Consider the following 19,326-nt stretch of genomic DNA (forward strand, 5'->3'; position numbering starts at 1 on the left):
TTCCTATTCGATGTTCTGCACTTGCTCGCGTAGTTGATCGATCGCCGCCTTGAGGTCAAGACCGATGGCGGTCAGCTCCACCGCATTGGATTTGCTGCACAGGGTATTGGCTTCGCGATTGAATTCCTGGGACAGGAAATCAAGCCGCCGCCCAACGGCCCCGCCCCCGGCAATCAGCTGGCGCGCGCTGCCGAGATGGGCGCCCAGCCGGTCGAGCTCTTCGCGGATATCGGCCTTGGTGGCGAGCAGCAGCGCCTCCTGGGCCAGGCGGTCCTCGGACAGGGTGACGTCAACGGCGAGATCTGCAATCTGCTGGCGCAGGCGGGCCAAGATGACTTCGCGGCTGCGGGCAGGATGGGTTTCGGCTTGGGCGATCAGGTCTTCGATTTCGGTCAGCCGTTCGAGCAGGAAAGCGGCGATGCGGGTGCCCTCCTGGCGCCGGGACAACACAAGATCGACCAGCGCCTGGGAGACGGCGTCGATGATGGCGATGCCCAGGCCGTCCTCGGCGGCAGCGGTGAGCGGCTGATCGCGCTGTTCGAGGACGCCCGGCAGGGCCAGGATACCATCGAGGCTGGGCGGCGCGGCCACAAGCCTGGCGCCGAGTTCGGCGATCGCCGCCAGCACCGTCTCCAGAGCCTGCTGGTTGAGACGGACATGGCCGCCGGCGCCTTCGCGCTCGATGGCAAGATTGCAGGTGATGGACCCGCGCGAGACCATCCTGCCGATCAGCTGGCGGATTTCGCTCTCGAGGACGTCAAAGCCGGGCGGCAGGCGCATGCGGATATCGAGACCGCGCGAATTCACCGACTTGATCTCGCAGGTGAAACTGGCACCCGGCACCGCGCCGGTGGCGCGGGCATAGCCGGTCATGCTGGCCAGGGCGTGGCTCACTGGGCAGCCGGTGCGTCGGCCTCTTCCCCTGCCTCTTCATCCTCCAGCGCCTGGCGCGCTGCCTCGGCCTCGTCGGCCAGCTTGCGGTACTGGGCAACGTTCCGGCGGTGCTCGGCATAGGTCTCGGCAAAGACGTGACCTTCGCTGGGCGAGGCCCCCTTGGCGACGAAATAGAGATAATCGTGGCTGTCGGGATTGGCCACGGCCTGCAGCGATTCGATGCCGGGATTGGCGATCGGCGTGGGGGGCAGACCGTCGATCTGGTAGGTATTGTAGTCGGTCTTGGCTTCGATCTCGGAGCGACGCAGGCCGCGGCCGAGCGGCGCCTCGCCCTTGGTAATGCCATAGATGATGGTGGGATCGGACTGCAGGCGCATGCCTTCGCGCAGCCGATTGACGAAGACCGCCGCAACCTGGGGCCGCTCGGAAGCGACGCCGGTCTCCCGTTCGACGATCGAGGCGAGGACCAGCAGCTCTTCGGGCGTTTCGATGGGCAGGTCGGCCTGACGGCCGGCCCAGACTTCAGCCAGGGCCGTGGTCATGGCCGTCTGCATGCGGTCGATGACAGACTGGCGGGTATCGCCGGGGACGTAATCATAGCTGCCGGGCAGGACGGAACCTTCGGGCGGCAGGCTGGCCACTTCGCCGATCAGGTTCTCATTGGCGTTAACGCGCTGCAGCACTTCGAAGGTGGACCAGCCTTCGGGAATGGTCACGGCATAACGGATGGGATTGCCTTCGGTCAGCTCGATCAGGATATCGTCCATGCTGGCGCCAGCAGGAATGCGGAAATCGCCCGCCTTGAGCGCCGCGGCGCGCTCAAGGGCGCGACCGCCGAGCTGGAAGACGTAGCGGTTGGAAATCAGCCCCTGCTCCTCGAGGCGGGTGGCGATCGAGCCCAGGCCCGAGCCTGATTCGACGCGGAAGACCGTCTCCTCGGTCAGCGGGCCATCGCCATAGAACTGGGAAGCACCGTAGAGGAAGGCACCGCCGGCCAGCAGCAGACCGAGCACCAGCAGGGTCAGCAGGCCGTTGAGGATATCGACAAAGCCATTGCGCGAACGGCGGCGCGGGCGCCGGGCCTTTGAATCATTCATGGTGCAATTCAACCTTGCTGCGCGATCGCGCCAGCGGCGCGGAAATGGGGATGCAAATCAGCGGCGCGCCGCGACAGCATGGCGGTCATTGTCGGCAGGACGCGTGGCAAAAACAAGAGGCACATCGCATCCGGCGTGATGCACAGGCGTTGAAAATTCAGTGAACCTTGCGCATGACGAGGGTCGCATTGGTGCCGCCAAAGCCGAAGCTGTTGGACAAGGCCACGTTGATTTCCTTCTTGAACGCCGTCTTGGGTACCAGATTGATGACGGTTTCGACCGAGGGATTATCGAGATTGAGCGTGGGCGGGGCGATGTTGTCGCGCATGGCCAGCAGCGAGAAAATGGCCTCGACGGAGCCGGCGGCGCCCAGCAGGTGGCCAACGGCCGACTTGGTCGAACTCATGGCCACGTTCGGGGCGGCGTTGCCCAGCATACGGGTGACCGAGCCCAGTTCGATCTCGTCGCCCAGTGGGGTCGAGGTGCCGTGGGCGTTGATGTAGTCGATGTCGGCCGGGGTGATGCCGGCGCGCTTGATGGCGGCCTGCATGCAGCGGAAACCGCCATCGCCATCCTCGGAGGGCGCCGTGATGTGATAGGCATCGCCCGACAGGCCATAGCCGATGATTTCGCCATAGATCTTGGCGCCGCGGGCCTTGGCGCGCTCGTAATCCTCGAGCACGACGATGCCGGCGCCCTCACCCATGACGAAGCCGTCGCGATCCTTGTCATAGGGGCGCGAGGCGGCGGTGGGATTGTCGTTGAAGCCCGTGGAGAGAGCACGGCACGCGGCAAAGCCGGCCAGGGCCAGGCGATTGACGCAGCTTTCGGCGCCGCCGGCCACCATGACGTCGGCATCGCCCAGGGCGATCAAGCGGGCGGCGTCGCCAATGGCATGGGCGCCGGTCGAGCAAGCCGTGACGACGGAATGATTGGGACCCTTGAGGCCGAAGCGGATCGACACCTGGCCGGAGGCGAGGTTGATCAGGCGGCCGGGAATGAAGAAGGGACTGATGCGACGCGGCCCCTTCTCATGCAGGATGATGGAGGCGTCGTAGATGCCGCCGACACCGCCAATGCCCGAGCCGATCAAAACGCCGGTGCGTTCCTGATCTTCCTGGGTCTTGGGTTCGACGCCGGCATCCTGAATAGCCTGGGTCGCCGCCGCCATCGCGTAGATGATGAAAGGGTCGACCTTGCGCTGTTCCTTGGTGTCCATCCACTCATCTGGATTGTACTTGCCGTCGGCGTAGTCGCCGAGCGGCAAGCGATGAGCGATCTGGCAGGCGATATCGTCAACCTGGAATTCATCGATGCGTCTGGCCCCACTCTTGCCGGCCAATATATTGGCCCAAGTGGCTTCAACTCCGCATCCGAGGGGCGTTACCAGCCCCATGCCGGATACGACAACGCGACGCAATTCCATGTTGAACTATCCCCGCCGGTAGTTAGCCGACAGCCTTGGTGAGAAAGGAAACGGCATCGCCGAAGGTCTGAATGCCTTCTGCAGCGTCGTCCGGAATCTCGACCGAGAATTCTTCTTCAAAGGCCATCACCAGCTCGACCTGGTCGAGAGAGTCAGCACCCAGATCGTCGATAAAGGAGGCCTTCTCGACAACCTTCTCGGCATCCACATTAAGGTGTTCCACAACGATCTTGCGGACCCGATCAGCGACATCGCTCATAGTTTGACTTCCCTTTTCGAAATCGACGTTTCGTTTCGCTTCTATTGGCGCAGTGCCAAATCTTCAAGCACCCTATTGGCTGATTAACCGGCAATGTAGGCGCGCTTTCGGGCGCCCGCAAGGCGATGTGCCAGTGATGCAATCGGGGCCGATTAGCACACTTGTCAAAGCTGCGCCATAAGCCAATGCCCCGGTTTCAGGCGGGTGAACGCCCTTTTTATATCATTGCCATGCCGCCGTTGACGTTGAGCGTATGGCCGGTGATGTAGCCCGCTGCGTCGCTGGCCAGAAAAACCGCGCAGGCGGCCACTTCCCGGGCGGTGCCCAGGCGATTGGCGGGAATCGTCGAGAGGATTCCCTCGCGCTGCTTGTCGTTGAGTTCGTCGGTCATGGCCGAGGCAATAAAGCCGGGGGCAATGGAATTGACGGTGATGTTGCGCGAGGCCACTTCGTGGGCCAGGGCCTTGTTCATGCCGATCAGGCCGGCCTTGGAAGCGGCATAGTTGCCCTGCCCCGGATTGCCCATGACGCCCACGACCGAGGAAATGCCGATGATGCGGCCGAAGCGCTGCTTCATCATCCCGCGCAGCACGGCGCGATTGAGATGGAAGGCGGCGGTCAGATTGACGGCGATGACCTCGTCCCACTCCTCGTCCTTCATGCGCATGAACAGGTTGTCGCGGGTCATGCCGGCATTGTTGACGAGGATGTCGAGGCCACCCAGAGCGGCCTCTGCCGCCGGCACCAGCTTGTCGACCTCGCCGAGCTTGGACAGGTTGCAGGGCAGAATCGGGCAATCCTTGCCGATGGCGGCGGCGGTGTCTTCGAGCGCGCCGACCCGGGTGCCGCTGAGTGCCACGGTGGCGCCGGCATCGGCCAGGGCCTTGGCAATTTCCCGGCCAATGCCGCCGCTGGCGCCGGTGACGAGGGCGCGCTTACCAGTCAGATCAAACATTTAGTGGTCTCCGGTGGAGAAGTGATTCAGGTCGCGGGACCCGGAACAGGGATCAGGCCGAGAGCTCGGCCACGAAGGCATCGATATCGGCCGGGGTCGAGACGGCAGTGGCAACGGCTTCAGCATTGATACGTTTGGCGAGGCCGGTGAGCACCTTGCCGGTGCCCAGTTCGGCCAGATGGGTGACGCCGCCAGGGCCGGTGAGCCAGGTGACGCTCTCGGTCCAGCGCACGACGCCCGTCACCTGCTCTACCAGGCGCCGGCGGATGTCGTCGGGATCGGTGATCGGGGCGGCGAGCACATTGGCGACCAGGGGCACGACCGGGGCATTGACGGTGACGTCAGCCAGGGCGGCCCGCATGGCCTCGGCGGCCGGCTGCATCAGGGCGCAATGAAACGGAGCACTGACGGGCAGCAGCAAAGCGCGCTTGGCACCCCTGGCCTTGGCGATCTCGACCGCGCGCTCGACGGCAGCGGTGGCGCCGGAGATGACGACCTGGCCCGGGGCATTGTCATTGGCGACATCGCAGACGTCGTCACCGGCGGCTTCGGCCGCAACTTCGCGGGCGACGTCCAGATCAAGGCCGAGCAGCGCCGCCATGGTGCCGTGACCGACGGGAACGGCCTTCTGCATGGCCAGGCCACGAATGCGCAGCAGGCGCGCCGCATCGGCCAGGGAGAATGAGCCGGCCGCGCAGAGCGCCGAATATTCGCCCAGCGAGTGCCCGGCAACGAAGGCAGCGTGATCGACGAGGCGAATGCCTTTGGCCTGCAGTACCCGCATGATGGCGAGGCTGACGGCCATCAGCGCCGGCTGGGCGTTCTCGGTCAGACGCAGGATATCGTCGGAGCCCTCGAACATGATGGCCGAGAGGCGCTGGCCCAGGGCCTCGTCGACCTCCTGAAATACGGCGCGGGCCTCGGGATAGGCCGCGGCCAGATCCTTGCCCATGCCGACGGCCTGACTGCCCTGTCCGGGAAATGTGAATGCGCGCTTGGTCATGAAAGCCCTCCAGGATAGCAATTAGACAGTCGGCACTGCCCCTGTCCAGTTGCCCGGCGTTTGCCTTGAGGGTGTGGCGGAGTCAAGGCGCGCGCCGGGTTTCGCCCAGTTTAGCCTTGCTTCGCCGTGCCGGTTATCTTATAGCCGCGCCAGCAATTCGTTTGGCCGGGGGCTGAACGGAGGGTTTGTGCTTTGCACAGATAGGGTTCGTACCCGGCCTCCCGTGTTCCCGCTCTTTGCAAGACTGCTTTGACGCCCTTCCCGGCTTCAAGGAGGCTCCGCGCCAAGCGACTGCAGTGTGTAAACCACGAAGGAAGGCGCATTCATGGCCCTTTACGAGCATATCTACCTGGCTCGCCAGGACGTTTCCCAGCAGCAGGTCGAAGAGCTGACCACGGCGCTGTCCGAGATCCTCGCCACCGGCGGCGGCAAGGTCACCAAGAACGAATATTGGGGCCTCAAGGGTCTCTCCTACCGCATCCGCAAGAACCGCAAGGCGCATTACACCCTGCTCAACATCGAGGCATCGCCCGCAGCGGTCGCCGAAATGGAACGCCAGATGCGCATCAATGAAGACATCCTGCGCTTCATGACCGTCCGCGTGGACGAGCATGAAGAAGGCCCGTCTGCCATGATGGCAAAGCGCGACCGCGACGATACCCGCCCCGACCGCGGTGGCGAGCGTGGCGGTTTCACCGCCGAACGCCGCCCGCGCCGTTTCTAAGACAAGGACCCCAAAGCTATGGCAATCAAAGACCTTACAACCGCCCAGGCCCGCCGTCCTTTCCAGCGTCGCCGCAAGACCTGCCCGTTCTCGGGCGAAGGCGCGCCAAAGATCGACTACAAGGACGTGCGCCTGCTCTCGCGCTACGTTTCCGAGCGCGGCAAGATCGTCCCAAGCCGCATCACTGCCGTTTCGGCACTGAAGCAGCGTGAACTGGCCCGCGCCATCAAGCGCGCCCGCTTCATCGGCATCATGCCCTACGCCGTCGCCTAATCCGGTCGGGCTGGCTGCGGCCAGCCCCTCCACCCTATCGGTGCCTTAACGGGCACATCGCTGGGGCGTGCGGAATGGTCCGACGCTCCTAACCGTCCACGAGACGGGACAGCCACAAGGAATTCCCCCATGAAAGTCATTCTTCTCGAGCGTATCGCCCGTACGGGTTCGATCGGCGACGAAGTCACAGTGAAGGACGGCTTTGCCCGTAACTTCCTGCTGCCCCAGGGCAAGGCGCTGCGCGCCACCGAGAACAACCGCAAGAAGTTCGAAGGCGAACGCGCCAATATCGAAAAGCGCAATGAAGACCGTCGCAACGCTGCCTCAGGCATTGCTGAAGGCCTGAACGGCGCCACCGTGACGATGATCCGCCAGGCCGGCGAAACCGGCCAGCTCTACGGTTCGGTCGCCTCGCGCGATATCGTCGAGGCGCTGGGCGCTTCGGGCTTCAGCGTGCAGCGCAGCCAGGTTGACCTGGTCGATCCGATCAAGTCGGTCGGCCTGCACACCGTTTCGCTGAACCTGCATGCCGAAGTTGCCGTGACCATCACCGTCAACGTCGCCCGTTCGGCCGACGAAGCCGCCCGCCAGGTTGCCGGCGAAGACGTGACCGTCACGGTCTATGAAGACGATGTCGATGGCGATTTCGCCGCCGGCCAGAAGGATGCCAAGCAGGACGACCGCTTCGACGACGAAGCCTAGGCCTCGCAACGCCCCTCAGGAATTGAAAGGCCGGGCGGTTTGCCCGGCCTTTTTATTTGGGCCGCCGCGCCGACTCGGCGCATTATTGCCGCCTTGTCCAATGCAAGCTCGAGCAGTCACAATCCCCGTTGTTCACAGAGTTAACCGTCGCCGGTTATCGGGCTTAACCAATCGCTCACCGGCTGGCCGTTAGGAATCGACTCCGGCCACGTGACGGTTAAGACACGTTAACGTTTGACTCGAGGACCCCATGGCAGAGATCGCACGGCTTCATCCGACCGAAGACAAGTCGTTCCGGCTCGCCCCGCACAATGTGGAGGCCGAGCAGGCGCTGCTGGGCGCCATTCTGATCAACAATGACGCGTTCTACCGGGTGTCGGACTTTCTCGAACCGCTGCATTTCTACGAGCCCATCCATCGCGACATCTATGAGCTGGTGGGCAAGATCATCCGCGCCGGCAAGTCGGCCGACCCGACCACGATCAAGACCCACCTGCCCGAGCAATTGCTGCCCGATGTGACCATGGCGCAGTATCTGGCGCGACTGGCGGCCGAGGCCACCACCGTGATCAATGCCGCCGATTACGGCCAGGCCATCTATGACCTGGCGATCCGGCGCAACCTGATCCTGGTGGGCGAGGAAATGGTGCAGGTCGCCTACGAATCGGACGTCGAGCTGACGCCCAACAAGCAGATCGAGAAGGTGGAAGGCGAGCTGTTCCAGCTGGCCGAAAAGGGCCGCTATGACGGCGGCTTCCTCAATTTCTCGACAGCGCTGAGCGCCTCGATCCAGATGGCCGGCGAAGCCTATCAGCGCGATGGCGGGCTTTCGGGCGTGGCCACGCTGCTCGATGACCTCGACCGGCAGATGGGCGGGTTGCAGCGTTCCGACTTGATCGTCCTGGCCGGACGCCCGGCCATGGGCAAGACCTCGCTGGCGACCAATATCGCCTTCAACGTCGCCAAGTCCTACAAGTCAGAGGTGCAGCCGGACGGCCACCTCAAGACGGTCAATGGGGGCATTGTCGGCTTCTTCAGCCTGGAAATGAGTTCGGAGCAGCTGGCGACGCGTATCCTTGCCGAGCAGGCGGAAATCTCGTCGTCCGACATCCGGCGCGGGCGAATCCATGACAGCCAATTTTCCAAGCTGGTCGATGTCAGCAACATGATGAGCGCCCTGCCGCTCTATATCGACGATACCGGTGGCATCAGCGTGGCACAGCTCGCGGCCCGGGCGCGCCGGCTGAAGCGACAGAAGGGTCTCGATTTCCTGGTGGTGGACTACCTGCAGCTGCTGACCGGCTCGAGCAAGGCATCAAGCCAGAACCGCGTGCAGGAGCTGACCGAAATCACCACCACGCTGAAGGCGCTGGCCAAGGAGCTCGAGGTGCCCATCGTGGCGCTGTCGCAGCTGTCGCGTCAGGTTGAATCGCGCGATGACAAGCATCCGCAGCTTTCCGATCTGCGCGAATCGGGTTCTATCGAGCAGGACGCCGACGTGGTGCTGTTCGTTTACCGCGAAGAATACTATCTCAAGAACAAAGAGCCCAAAGAGGGCACGCCAGAGCACATGACCTGGCAGGGGGAAATGGAACAGGTGCACGGTAAGGCGGAAGTCATCATTGCCAAGCAACGTCACGGCCCGACGGGCACCGTGCAGCTGAGCTTTGAGGCGCAGTTCACGCGCTTCGGCAATCTGGCGCGGGCCGACTATCTGCCGGAGCGTATGGAATAGGCATGGCGTTGACGTCGGGCCTTGGCGGGCAACTCAGCATCGATCTCGGGGCACTGGCCCGAAACTGGCGGGCCCTCGACAAGGTCAGCGCCGGCGCGCTGACGGGCGCCGTGGTCAAGGCGGACGCCTATGGCACCGGTATTACCTTGGCCAGCAAAGCGCTGCATGCCGCCGGCGCCCGGTTCTTCTTCGTAGCCACGCCCGATGAAGGCATCGCAGTGCGCGCCGCCGTGCCGGAAGCCCATATCTTCGTGATGAACGGGCTCTATCCGGGCGCGGCCAATCTCTACATTCGCCAGAATCTGATGCCGGTGCTCAGTTCGGTGGAGATGCTGGAGGAATGGCTGGCCAAATGCCTCGAGCGCAACGAGGCCTATCCTTCCGCCTTTCATTTCGACACCGGCATCAACCGGCTGGGCTTCCGCCTCAACGAGGCCGGCTTCGTGCGCGAGCGCATCGAGACGCTGGGCTATGCGCCGCAGATGCTGATGAGCCACCTGGCCTGTGCCGACCAGCCCAACCACGAGAAGAACCGCACGCAACTGGCGCTGTTCGGCTCGGTGATGACGCAGTTTCCCGGCATTCCGGCATCGCTGGCCAATTCGGCTGGGCTGATGAGCGGGCGCGACTACCATTTCCAGATGGTGCGGCCGGGAATCGCACTCTATGGCGGGCGAGCGGTGAGCGGGCGCAAGAACCCGATGGCGACCGTGGTGACGCTGCATGTGCCGATCCTGCAGGTCAAGGAAGCCCGAACCGGCGAGACCGTCGGCTATGGCGCCAGCTACAGCCTGTCGCGCGACAGCCGGCTGGCCATTGTCAGCCATGGCTATGCCGACGGGTTTTTCCGGAGTCTTTCCGGGACCAATTCGCGCCCGGGCGGCAAGGTGGCGATCCGTGGCAAGCTGTGCCCGGTGATCGGCAAGGTGTCGATGGACCAGATCGTGGTGGACATTACCGAACTGGGCGCCGATATCCCCAGCCCCGGGGAAGGCGCCGAGGTGCTCGGCCCCAATATCAGTGTCGATGACCAGGCCGATGCCGCGGGCACGATCGGCTATGAGGTGCTGACCGCCCTCAAAGGTCGCTATAACCGCAATTATGTGGGCGACGGCAAGCTGCCACCGGAATAAGTTCGCGCTTTGTTCTTGTGCATCAAGCTCGATGCAGTATGATCGCGCGCGATGACGGGCGGCGCGATGGCGCGGCCGTCCGCCTCGTGAAAGGTTTGTCTTGGCCAAATCCCGTTCGTCCTTCGTCTGCCAATCCTGCGGCGCGACCACGACCCGCTGGCAGGGGCGCTGCGATGCGTGTGGCGAGTGGAATACCATTGTCGAGGAGATGACCGATTCAGGGGTCGGCGCCGGGCCGAAGTCGGCCAAGGCCGGCAGCCGGCCGGCCAATCTGGTGCCGCTGTCCGGCGAGACGGAAAGCGCTGCCCGCGTGGTCAGCGGCATTGCCGAGCTGGACCGGGTGACCGGCGGCGGCTTCGTGATGGGTTCGGCCCTGCTGGTGGGTGGCGATCCGGGCATCGGTAAATCGACGCTGCTGCTGCAGGCGGCGGCCGCGCTGGCCAATCTGGGGCGGCGCGTCGTCTATGTCTCCGGCGAGGAGGCGGTGGCACAAGTCCGCCTGCGGGCCCAGCGGCTCGGCCTGGGCGAGGCGCCGGTGCTGCTGGCAGCCGAGACCAATGTCGAGATCATCCTGGCGACGCTGGAAAGCGGCCCGCCGCCCGACCTGGTAATCATCGATTCCATCCAGACGCTGTGGACCGACCGGGTGGACAGCGCGCCAGGTACGGTTACACAGGTGCGCACCTCGGCCCAGGCGCTGACGCGCTTTGCCAAAAAGAGCGGCGCGGCGGTGGTGCTGGTGGGGCATGTCACCAAGGACGGGCAGATTGCCGGGCCGCGCGTGGTCGAGCACATGGTCGATGCGGTGCTGTATTTCGAGGGCGACACCAGCCACACGTTCCGGATTTTGCGCGGGGTGAAGAATCGCTATGGCGCGACCGACGAGATCGGGGTGTTCGCCATGACCGAACTGGGACTCGAAGAGGTCGCCAATCCGTCGGCCCTGTTCCTCGACCAGCGCGACGAAGGCGCGGCGGGCTCGGCGGTGTTTGCCGGCATGGAGGGGACGCGACCGATTCTGATCGAGATCCAGGCGCTGGTATCCCCCTCCCCGCTGGGCACGCCGCGCCGGGCCGTGGTGGGCTGGGATGCGTCGCGGCTGTCCATGGTGGTGGCAGTGCTCGAAACCCGCTGCGGGGTGCGGATCGGGGCCAATGACATCTATCTCAACGTCGCGGGCGGCCTCAAGATCAACGAGCCGGCGGCCGACCTGGCGGTGGCGGCGGCGCTGATCTCGTCGCTGACCAGTTCGCCCCTGCCCTCGGATTCGGTCTATTTCGGCGAGATTTCGCTGGCCGGCGGGGTTAGGCCGGTGGTGCATGGTTCGCTGCGGCTGCGCGAGGCGCAGAAGCTGGGCTTCAAATCGGTGTCAACCGGCCGGCTGGGCAGTGCTGATCGCAATAGCGGGCTGGACGTATCGGAGTATACCAACCTGCAGGAACTGGTGGGGCGCATCGCTGCCAATGGCAAGCCGCGTGAGCCAGACCGCGAGGAGTGGTAAAGCAATGACAGCGCGCCCGATTGTTAGCAGATCGTGCGTGAAGGCGCGGGCAACCCTTGGCAGCGGCATGCAAAGCCGCTAAACGAGGCCCGACACAGCCGGGGACGGCGACAGGAGCTTGGCGAACAAAGATGCTGACAGCGTTCGACGTTGGTGTGGGTGTGCTGGTGCTGATTTCAGCAATCCTGGCAACCGCCCGTGGCTTGACCCGTGAAGTGCTGTCGCTGGCAACATGGGCCGGCTCGGCTGCCATTGCCATCTATATGTGGCAGTATCATCCTGAAATCGCGCGCGGCTATATTGCGGAGCCGCTGGTGGCCGATATCGCCACCGTCGTGGTGACCTTCATCATCGCGCTGATCGTGCTGCATCTGCTGACCATGCGCATTGCCGATTTCGTGGTGGACAGCCGCGTCGGGCCGATCGACCGGACGCTGGGCTTTGTCTTCGGCGTGCTGCGCGGCGTTCTGATCGCCATCGTGATCACGATTTTCGGCACCTGGCTGCTGCCCAACAATCTGCCGCCATGGGCTGCCAACTCGCAGTCGCTGCCGCATCTGCAGACGATGGGCAATACGCTGATTTCCATGCTGCCGCCCGAACTTGAGCAGCAGGTGACGCAGATTCTCAAGGGCGGCACCGGCCTGACCGACGAAAATGCAGCAGGCCCGGCCGCGCCGGTCGAAGATGGCACCGACGCCATTGAAGACAGCACGCCACCATCGACAATCACGCCGCCAGCGGCAATCACGCCGGCGCCAGGCGCCTGACGCCAGAACACTTTTTGGCGAGGGCATAGCGCTCGCCACAACCCTGACCGCCGTGCAAGGCAATGGTCGGGACCCGGAAAATGGTCTAGGGATTGGGAATGTTTCCAGCTCTGGCCCGCTCGCGAAGCGCGACCCCGCGGTAACCGCGGTTGAGGCAGCATTGGCATGGAGAGCCCGTTGAACCATCCCAGCGATGACCGTTTTGATATTGATGGCGACACGCTGCATGAAGAGTGCGGCGTGTTTGGCATTTTGGGGCATAGCGACGCGGCGGCGCTGACCGCACTGGGGCTGCATGCGCTGCAGCACCGCGGCCAGGAAGCGGCCGGCATCGTCAGTTTCGATGGCCGCCAGTTCTATGCCGAAAAGCGCATGGGGCTGGTCGGCGACCACTATACCGACCCCGTGCTGCTGGCCAAGCTGCCTGGCGCCATGGCGATGGGCCATACGCGCTATTCGACCACCGGCGAAGTGGCGCTGCGCAATGTGCAGCCACTGTTTGCCGAACTGGGCGACGGCGGCATTGCCATTGCCCATAATGGCAATTTCACCAATGGATTGACGCTGCGGCGGCAGATCATCGCCACCGGTGCCATCTGCCAGTCGACCTCAGACACCGAGGTGGTGCTGCACCTGGTGGCACGGTCGCGCCACAGCTCCTCGACTGATCGCTTCATCGACGCCATCCGGCAGATGGAGGGCGGTTACGCCATGCTGGCGATGACCCGGACCAAGTTGATCGCAGCGCGCGACCCGATCGGCATCAGGCCGCTGGTGATGGGCGAGCTCGACGGCAAGCCGATCTTCTGCTCTGAGACCTGTGCACTCGACATGATCGGCGCCAAATATATCCGCGATGTCGAGAATGGCGAAGTGGTGATCTGCGAAGTCCAGCCCGACGGCTCGATCAGCATCGAGGCGCGCAAGGCAGCACGCGCCGTGCCCGAGCGCCCCTGCCTGTTCGAATATGTCTACTTTGCCCGACCCGATTCGGTGGTCTCGGGCCGCAGTGTCTATGGCGCCCGCAAGCGCATGGGCATCAACCTAGCCAAGGAGGCACCAGTCGAGGCAGACGTGGTCGTCCCCGTTCCCGATGGCGGCACGCCAGCGGCAATCGGCTTCGCTCAGGCGAGCGGTATTCCGTTCGAGCTGGGCATCATCCGCAACCACTATGTCGGCCGCACCTTCATCGAGCCGACCCAGTCGATCCGGGCCTTCGGGGTCAAGCTCAAGCATTCGGCCAACCGGGCCGAGATTGCCGGCAAGCGCGTGGTGCTGATCGATGACTCGATCGTGCGCGGCACGACGTCACTTAAGATCGTGCAGATGATCCGTGATGCCGGCGCGACCGAGGTGCATATCCGCGTGGCGAGCCCGATGATCTCCTATTCGGACTATTACGGCATCGACACGCCCGACCCCGAAATGCTGCTGGCCAACCAGCACGCGACGCTGGAATCGATGTGCAAGTTCATCGGTGCGGATTCGCTGGCTTTCCTGTCGATCGACGGGCTCTACGAGGCCGTGGGCGGCGAAAAGCGCAATAACAAGACGCCACAGTTCACCGACCATTATTTTACGGGTGACTACCCCACGCCGCTGACCGACCTCGACGGGCGTGGCCGGAATGACCCCAAACATGTTTCCATGCTGAAAGAGGCCGGTTGATGGCTCAGACTTCGGATCAGGCCCGCCAGGACCTGGCAGGCAAGGTCATCCTGGTAACCGGCGCTTCGCGCGGGATCGGCTATGCGGCCGCTCTCGAGGCGGCGCGGCGCGGCGCGCATGTGGTTGCCGTTGCGCGCACCGTGGGCGGCCTTGAGGAACTGGACGATGAGATCCAGGACCTGGGATCGTCGGCGACGCTGGTGCCACTGGACCTGCGCGATGGCGATGCCATCGACAGGCTCGGCGCGGCCATTTTCGAGCGCTGGGGTGCTCTGGACGGGTTGATCGCCAATGCCGGACAGCTGGGCGTGCTCAGCCCCCTGCCCCATGTAAAGCCCGAGGACTTCGACAAGGTGATGGCGGTCAATGTGACAGCCAATTACCGGCTGATCCGCTCGACAGACCTGCTGTTGCGGCAGGCCGAGGCGGGGCGGGCGGTGTTCGTGTCATCCTCGTCGGCCAGGTCGGCGCGGCCGTTCTGGGGGCTCTATGCCGCCAGCAAGGCCGCCGTCGACGCCATGGTGAAGTCCTATGCGGCCGAGCTCGAGCAGTCCAAGGTCAAGGTGAACGTGTTCTATCCCGGCGCTGTGCGCACGGCGATGCGCGCCAAGGCAATGCCGGGGGAAGATCCGGCGACGCTGCCCAAGCCAGCCGACATTGCGCCCAAGCTGGTCGACATGATCAGCCCCGCGTTCAAGCTGAGCGGCAAGCTCTATGACGCCGGCAGCGGCACCACCAGCGATCTCTAGGCGGGCGGCATGGTGACGATCCGCGGCTATCGGCCAGACGACCTGCCGGCGCTTTACGATATCTGCCTGACGACGGGCGCGTCCGGCCAGGACGCGTCTGCCCTGCACAGCGATCCCGAGCTCATCGGACAGCTCTATGCGGCGCCCTATGGGGTGCTGGAGCCCGAACGGGTGCTGCTGGCCGAAGATGACCTGGGCGTCGCCGGCTATATTGTCGGCACGTTCGATACCGACGGCTTTGCCGCACTCCAGGAGCGCGACTGGTGGCCGGCCCTGCGGCAACGCTATGCCGAAGCCTCACCGGCCTTGACGGCGGCCGACCGGCAGCGGATTGCGGCGATCCGCACGCCCGAGCGCAACCCCGCCGCGATCGTGGCGGACTATCCCGCCCATATCCACATGAACCTGCGCAGCCGGCTGCGCGGCCAAGGCGTGGGCACCATGCTGCTGCAGCGCTGGGTGGCCATGGCGCGGGATGCCGGCGTGAAGGGCATCCACCTGGGCGCCAATGCGGGCAATGTCGGCGGCGTGGCCTTCTGGCAGCGCAGCGGCTTCGTGCCGCTCCAGACCATCGGACGGACGATCTGGATGGGCATGAAGCTGGCGAGTTAGGCGGGCAGACGCGTCATCAGGATCTTGTCGATGCGACGGCCATCCAGATCGACCACTTCGAACTTGAAGCCATCATGCTCAAAGGTCTCGCCAACCGCCGGCAGACGATTGATGATGGAGAGCACGTAGCCGGCGACCGTCTCGAACTTGGCGTCGCGCGGGATGGCAATCTTGAGCTTGTCGCCGAACTCGTCCACCGGCATCCAACCGGCGACCAGCCAGGAGCCGTCCTCGCGCCTGACAATGGCCGGGTCATCGCCGGTTTCTTCTTGGAAGACGCCGGTGATGACCTCGAGAATGTCGGCCGAGGTGACGATGCCCTCGAAGTGGCCGTATTCATCGACCACCAGGGCCATGTGCACGGTGGAATTGCGGATGGCGCGCACCACGTCCAAGGCATCGGCATGGTCCATGACCACGGGCACAGGCTGCACGAAGCGGCGCAGTTCTAGCGGCAGGCCATTGGCGAAGACGCCGATAATGTCCTTGATGGCCACCACGCCGATGATGGAATCGGCGTCGCCATCCTGCACCAGCAGGCGCGAGCGGCTGGTACTCAGAATGGTGCGGCGGATGTCCTCGCTCTCGTCGGAGAGGTCGAGCACGTCGACATCGAGGCGCGGCGTCATCAGGCCGCGGGCCGAGCGGTCAGCGAGGCGCATGACGCCCGAGATCATCGAATGCTCGTCGCTTTCGATCACGCCGGCGGTGGTGGCCTCGGCGATCATGGTCTTGACCTCCTCCTCGGTCACCCGCTCCTCGGACTGGCCGGCCTGGCCCAGCAGAGCCAGCACGGCCTTGCCCGAGACGTCGAGCAGCCAGACGACGGGCGAACCCACCGCGGCGATCAGCTTCATGGCGGGGGCGACACGAGCGGCAACGCCTTCGGCATCGCGCAGGGCGATCTGCTTGGGCACCAGTTCGCCCAGGATCAGAGAAATATAGGTGATGGCCACGACAACCACGCCAACGCCGACGATATCGGCGACATTGTCGGCAACGCCGACGGATTCGAGCCAGTCGGTGAGACGGAGGCCCAGGGTGGCGCCGGAAAATGCGCCCGACAGGATACCGACAAGGGTAATGCCGATCTGTACCGAGGAGAGGAACTTGCCCGGGTCCTCGGCAAGCGTGATGGCGATGGCGGCGCCGTGATTGCCCTGGTCGGCCATGGCGCGCAGGCGCGCGGGTCGGGCTGAGACGACGGCCAGTTCCGACATGGCCAGGAGGCCGTTGACGATGGTCAGAACGACGACGATCAGAATTTCTACGAACAAGGGACTATCAAATCATGCGGCCCCGCACTCGGTATCGGGTCGCTTCGGCGGCAATATAGGGGCAAAGCATGGCTTTGCACCATGGCCTGGACGAATAAGTCGCGGGACAAGCGCAGACGCTGCTGAAAAGAAGCGGGGCCCACGATGGGGCCCCACAGAAACGGTTCGGACGACGGGATCAGCCCAGCCGGCGCTTGGTCTTGTCGTCATAGGGATTATTGCTGCCGGCGCGCACCCACAGACGGATGGGCGAGCCCTTGATGTCGAAGGCCTCGCGCATGCCGTTGACCAGGTAGCGCTGGTAGGAGGTCGGCAACACGTCGGGGCGCGAAGCAAAGAGGATAAAGCTGGGCGGCCTGGTCTTGGCCTGCGTCATGTAGCGCAGCTTGAGACGGCGGCCCGACACGGCCGGAGGCGGATGTCCATCGACCATGCCCTGCAGCCAGCGATTGAGACGGGCGGTGGAGATATGGGTGTTCCAGGTGCGCTCGATCTTGAAGATCGCGGCCATCAGCTTGTCGATATTCTTGCCGGTGAGGCCGGACAGGGTCACCAGAGGAACGCCGCGCAACTGCGGCAGCAGGCGCTCGCAGGCTTCCTTCAAGTGCGCCAGAGCGGCGTTCTTGTCCTCAATGAGGTCCCACTTGTTGACGGCGATGACGAGCGCCCTGCCCTCGCGTTCCACCAGATCGGCCAGCGCCAGATCCTGCTTTTCAAAGGGCACCGTCGCGTCGAGCATCAGCACGACGACTTCGGCATACTGGATCGAGCGCAGGCTGTCGCCAACGGCCAGCTTCTCCAGCTTTTCGGTGACGCGGGCGCGGCGGCGGATACCGGCAGTGTCGACCAGGTTGATAACGCGGCCTTCCCATTCCCAGGGGACCAGGATGGAATCGCGGGTGATGCCGGCCTCGGGGCCGACCAGCACGCGCTCTTCGCCGACCATGCGGTTGATCAGCGTCGACTTGCCGGCATTGGGACGCCCGACAATGGCGACGTTGAGGTAGCGGTTGGGATTCCAGCGCAGCGTGGCTTCGTCGCCCTCGCCCTCAAGCATGTCGGGGGTGATGTCGACATCGACAGCCGGCATCAGATCCATGTCGGCGATCTCTTCGGCACCGCGCTCAAGCGCCGCCTTGTCGATGGCCGCCGAGACGATGGAATAGAGTTCGGACAGGCCCAGGCCGTGCTCGGCAGAGAGCGCGATGGCCTCGCCAAAGCCGAGCTTGAAGGCTTCGACCAGGCCCGCTTCGGCGGCGCCGCTCTCGGCCTTGTTGCCAACCAGATGCACCGTCTTGCCGGCCTTGCGCAGCACCTGAGCAAAACGCTGATCAAGCGGCACGACGCCAGCGCGGGCGTCGATCATGAACAGGATGACATCGGCTTCGCGAATGGCCATCTCGGTCTGCTGGCGCATGCGGTCTTCAAGGCTGCCATCGGTGACATCCTCATAGCCGGCCGTATCGAGAATGCGGAAGGTCAGGTCGGCGATGCGGCCCTCGGCCTCGCGGCGGTCGCGCGTGACGCCGGGGGTATCGTCGACCAGGGCGATCTTGCGACCGACCAGGCGATTGAAGAGCGTGGACTTACCAACGTTGGGGCGACCGACAATGGCGACGGTGACGGTCATGAAACTTGCTTCCGATCAGGCGGGAGACGGCAGTCGCTATTGCGCGGCTGGAGCGGTCTCGGTGGGGGCGGCCGATGCATCGGTTGCCGGTGTTGCAGGCGTAGTGGCGGCGTCGGCTTCAGGCGCCTCGTCGTCGACAATGGCGTCAATGGCGATAGCCGCCGCATCGGCATCGGTCTCGACCTCTGGCGCAACCGCGCCCTGGGCGAGCAACTGTGCCAGATAATAGCCCATGCGGTTGCGCGTGCTGGTCTGGGTCAGCGGGTCGTTGATGACCGCATTGAAGCTGGCTTGGGCAGCGGTGAAGTCGCCGGCCTTGTACTGGGCCAGGCCAAGCGCTTCGCGCGCCGCGTTGCGCAGCGGGCTGGCATCGGTAGCGACGCTGCCGACGCGCGCCTCGACATCGGCCAGCGTACCGGCATCGACCATGAGCGTGCCGCCCAGGACGAGAGCGAGCTCGCGCAGGCGGGTGTTGGACTGGCTATTGGCCAGGGCGTCATAGGCAGCGACGGCCTCGGCGACCTTGCCGTCCTTGGCCAGAACGCCCGCCTTGCGGAACTCGGCCAGGACGGGATAATTGCCGGTACCATCGGCGATCACCAGATCAAGCTGGGTCTGGGCCGCGGCCAGATCACCGCCGTCAACCAGCGCAAAGGCGGCGTAAAGCTGGTCAGAAGACTGCGCAGCGTTGTTTGAGTTGTACCAGGACCAACCCTCGTTGACGGCAACGATAGCCACGACGCCAACAGCAGCACCGATCACATAGGGCGCAAACCGACGCCAGAGCGCGCGCATGCGGTCGCTGCGCAGCTCCTCGTCAACTTCGCGGAAAATATTGTCTTCGGCCATGGTCTGCCTAATCGTCGGGTTCGAATTGGAGCGCACGTTTAGCACTTTGCCGGGGGAATGCAAATGTAG

19 protein-coding genes are annotated in these 19,326 nt (G+C 64.3%); 10 read left to right on the plus strand and 9 right to left on the minus strand.

From position 1 onward, the window contains the following. Positions 1 to 3 precede the first annotated feature (3 nt). The 6 genes from AC4NN3_RS05975 to fabD all read right to left on the minus strand — a co-directional run bounded on the left by AC4NN3_RS05975 (position 4) and on the right by fabD (position 5,634). Positions 4 to 894, minus strand: coding sequence for a YicC/YloC family endoribonuclease (locus AC4NN3_RS05975; protein ID WP_491926167.1), 891 nt, complete (start codon positions 892 to 894; stop codon positions 4 to 6). Next, positions 891 to 1,991 carry an endolytic transglycosylase MltG gene (gene mltG / locus AC4NN3_RS05980; RefSeq protein ID WP_491926168.1) on the minus strand — a complete coding sequence of 367 codons (1,101 nt, stop codon included), beginning with the start codon at positions 1,989 to 1,991 and terminating at the stop codon, positions 891 to 893. The genes AC4NN3_RS05975 and mltG overlap by 4 nt, the downstream gene beginning before the upstream one ends. Before the next feature lie 157 nt (positions 1,992 to 2,148). Further along, a complete protein-coding gene (fabF, locus tag AC4NN3_RS05985) occupies positions 2,149 to 3,411 on the minus strand; it encodes a beta-ketoacyl-ACP synthase II (RefSeq protein ID WP_491926470.1) in 1,263 nt (420 codons plus the stop codon). A 28-nt stretch (positions 3,412 to 3,439) separates the two neighbouring features. Continuing rightward, positions 3,440 to 3,676 carry an acyl carrier protein gene (locus tag AC4NN3_RS05990; protein ID WP_046138081.1) on the minus strand — a complete coding sequence of 79 codons (237 nt, stop codon included), beginning with the start codon at positions 3,674 to 3,676 and terminating at the stop codon, positions 3,440 to 3,442. A 217-nt stretch (positions 3,677 to 3,893) separates the two neighbouring features. After that, entirely contained in the window at positions 3,894 to 4,631 is a 738-nt protein-coding gene (gene fabG, locus AC4NN3_RS05995) for a 3-oxoacyl-[acyl-carrier-protein] reductase (RefSeq protein WP_491926169.1), read from the minus strand. A gap of 52 nt (positions 4,632 to 4,683) precedes the next feature. Next, positions 4,684 to 5,634 carry an ACP S-malonyltransferase gene (gene fabD / locus AC4NN3_RS06000; protein WP_491926170.1) on the minus strand — a complete coding sequence of 317 codons (951 nt, stop codon included), beginning with the start codon at positions 5,632 to 5,634 and terminating at the stop codon, positions 4,684 to 4,686. A 325-nt stretch (positions 5,635 to 5,959) separates the two neighbouring features. Between fabD and rpsF the strand changes: the two genes are divergently transcribed. The 10 genes from rpsF to AC4NN3_RS06050 all read left to right on the plus strand — a co-directional run bounded on the left by rpsF (position 5,960) and on the right by AC4NN3_RS06050 (position 15,501). Continuing rightward, positions 5,960 to 6,358 (plus strand): 30S ribosomal protein S6, encoded by a 399-nt coding sequence (gene rpsF, locus AC4NN3_RS06005; RefSeq protein WP_491926171.1) that lies wholly within the window; start codon positions 5,960 to 5,962, stop codon positions 6,356 to 6,358. Positions 6,359 to 6,376: 18 nt separating this feature from the next. Then, positions 6,377 to 6,631 (plus strand): 30S ribosomal protein S18, encoded by a 255-nt coding sequence (gene rpsR / locus AC4NN3_RS06010; RefSeq protein ID WP_408639777.1) that lies wholly within the window; start codon positions 6,377 to 6,379, stop codon positions 6,629 to 6,631. A gap of 129 nt (positions 6,632 to 6,760) precedes the next feature. Beyond that, positions 6,761 to 7,333 (plus strand): 50S ribosomal protein L9, encoded by a 573-nt coding sequence (gene rplI, locus AC4NN3_RS06015; RefSeq protein ID WP_491926172.1) that lies wholly within the window; start codon positions 6,761 to 6,763, stop codon positions 7,331 to 7,333. Positions 7,334 to 7,583: 250 nt separating this feature from the next. Beyond that, positions 7,584 to 9,068, plus strand: coding sequence for a replicative DNA helicase (locus AC4NN3_RS06020; protein WP_491926173.1), 1,485 nt, complete (start codon positions 7,584 to 7,586; stop codon positions 9,066 to 9,068). A 2-nt stretch (positions 9,069 to 9,070) separates the two neighbouring features. After that, positions 9,071 to 10,201 (plus strand): alanine racemase, encoded by a 1,131-nt coding sequence (gene alr / locus AC4NN3_RS06025; RefSeq protein ID WP_491926174.1) that lies wholly within the window; start codon positions 9,071 to 9,073, stop codon positions 10,199 to 10,201. A gap of 100 nt (positions 10,202 to 10,301) precedes the next feature. Then, positions 10,302 to 11,702, plus strand: a complete 1,401-nt coding sequence (gene radA / locus AC4NN3_RS06030) for a DNA repair protein RadA (RefSeq protein WP_193336363.1) — start codon at positions 10,302 to 10,304, stop codon at positions 11,700 to 11,702. Positions 11,703 to 11,833: 131 nt separating this feature from the next. Further along, complete coding sequence (locus AC4NN3_RS06035; protein WP_491926175.1) at positions 11,834 to 12,472, plus strand: CvpA family protein; 639 nt, start codon at positions 11,834 to 11,836, stop codon at positions 12,470 to 12,472. Positions 12,473 to 12,637: 165 nt separating this feature from the next. Beyond that, positions 12,638 to 14,140, plus strand: coding sequence for an amidophosphoribosyltransferase (gene purF, locus AC4NN3_RS06040; RefSeq protein ID WP_491926176.1), 1,503 nt, complete (start codon positions 12,638 to 12,640; stop codon positions 14,138 to 14,140). After that, positions 14,140 to 14,889: an SDR family NAD(P)-dependent oxidoreductase gene (locus AC4NN3_RS06045; protein ID WP_491926177.1), complete on the plus strand. Its 750-nt coding sequence runs from the start codon at positions 14,140 to 14,142 to the stop codon at positions 14,887 to 14,889. Before purF ends, AC4NN3_RS06045 begins: the two co-directional genes overlap by 1 nt. 9 nt (positions 14,890 to 14,898) lie before the next feature. Then, the gene (locus AC4NN3_RS06050; protein WP_491926178.1) at positions 14,899 to 15,501 is read left to right on the plus strand and encodes a GNAT family N-acetyltransferase; all 603 of its coding nucleotides are present in this window, start codon (positions 14,899 to 14,901) and stop codon (positions 15,499 to 15,501) included. On the opposite strand, the gene AC4NN3_RS06055 is transcribed toward AC4NN3_RS06050, so the two are convergent. The 3 genes from AC4NN3_RS06055 to AC4NN3_RS06065 form a co-directional block, all read right to left on the minus strand. Further along, the gene (locus AC4NN3_RS06055) at positions 15,498 to 16,763 is read right to left on the minus strand and encodes a hemolysin family protein (RefSeq protein WP_491926471.1); all 1,266 of its coding nucleotides are present in this window, start codon (positions 16,761 to 16,763) and stop codon (positions 15,498 to 15,500) included. The two genes, AC4NN3_RS06050 and AC4NN3_RS06055, sit on opposite strands and share 4 nt — an antisense overlap. Positions 16,764 to 16,956: 193 nt before the next feature. After that, positions 16,957 to 18,408: a ribosome biogenesis GTPase Der gene (gene der / locus AC4NN3_RS06060; RefSeq protein ID WP_491926179.1), complete on the minus strand. Its 1,452-nt coding sequence runs from the start codon at positions 18,406 to 18,408 to the stop codon at positions 16,957 to 16,959. Positions 18,409 to 18,444: 36 nt separating this feature from the next. Beyond that, a complete protein-coding gene (locus AC4NN3_RS06065; RefSeq protein ID WP_491926180.1) occupies positions 18,445 to 19,257 on the minus strand; it encodes a tetratricopeptide repeat protein in 813 nt (270 codons plus the stop codon). Positions 19,258 to 19,326: the final 69 nt, after the last annotated feature.

It is taken from the genome of Devosia sp. MDV22-iso42, assembly GCF_058629155.1.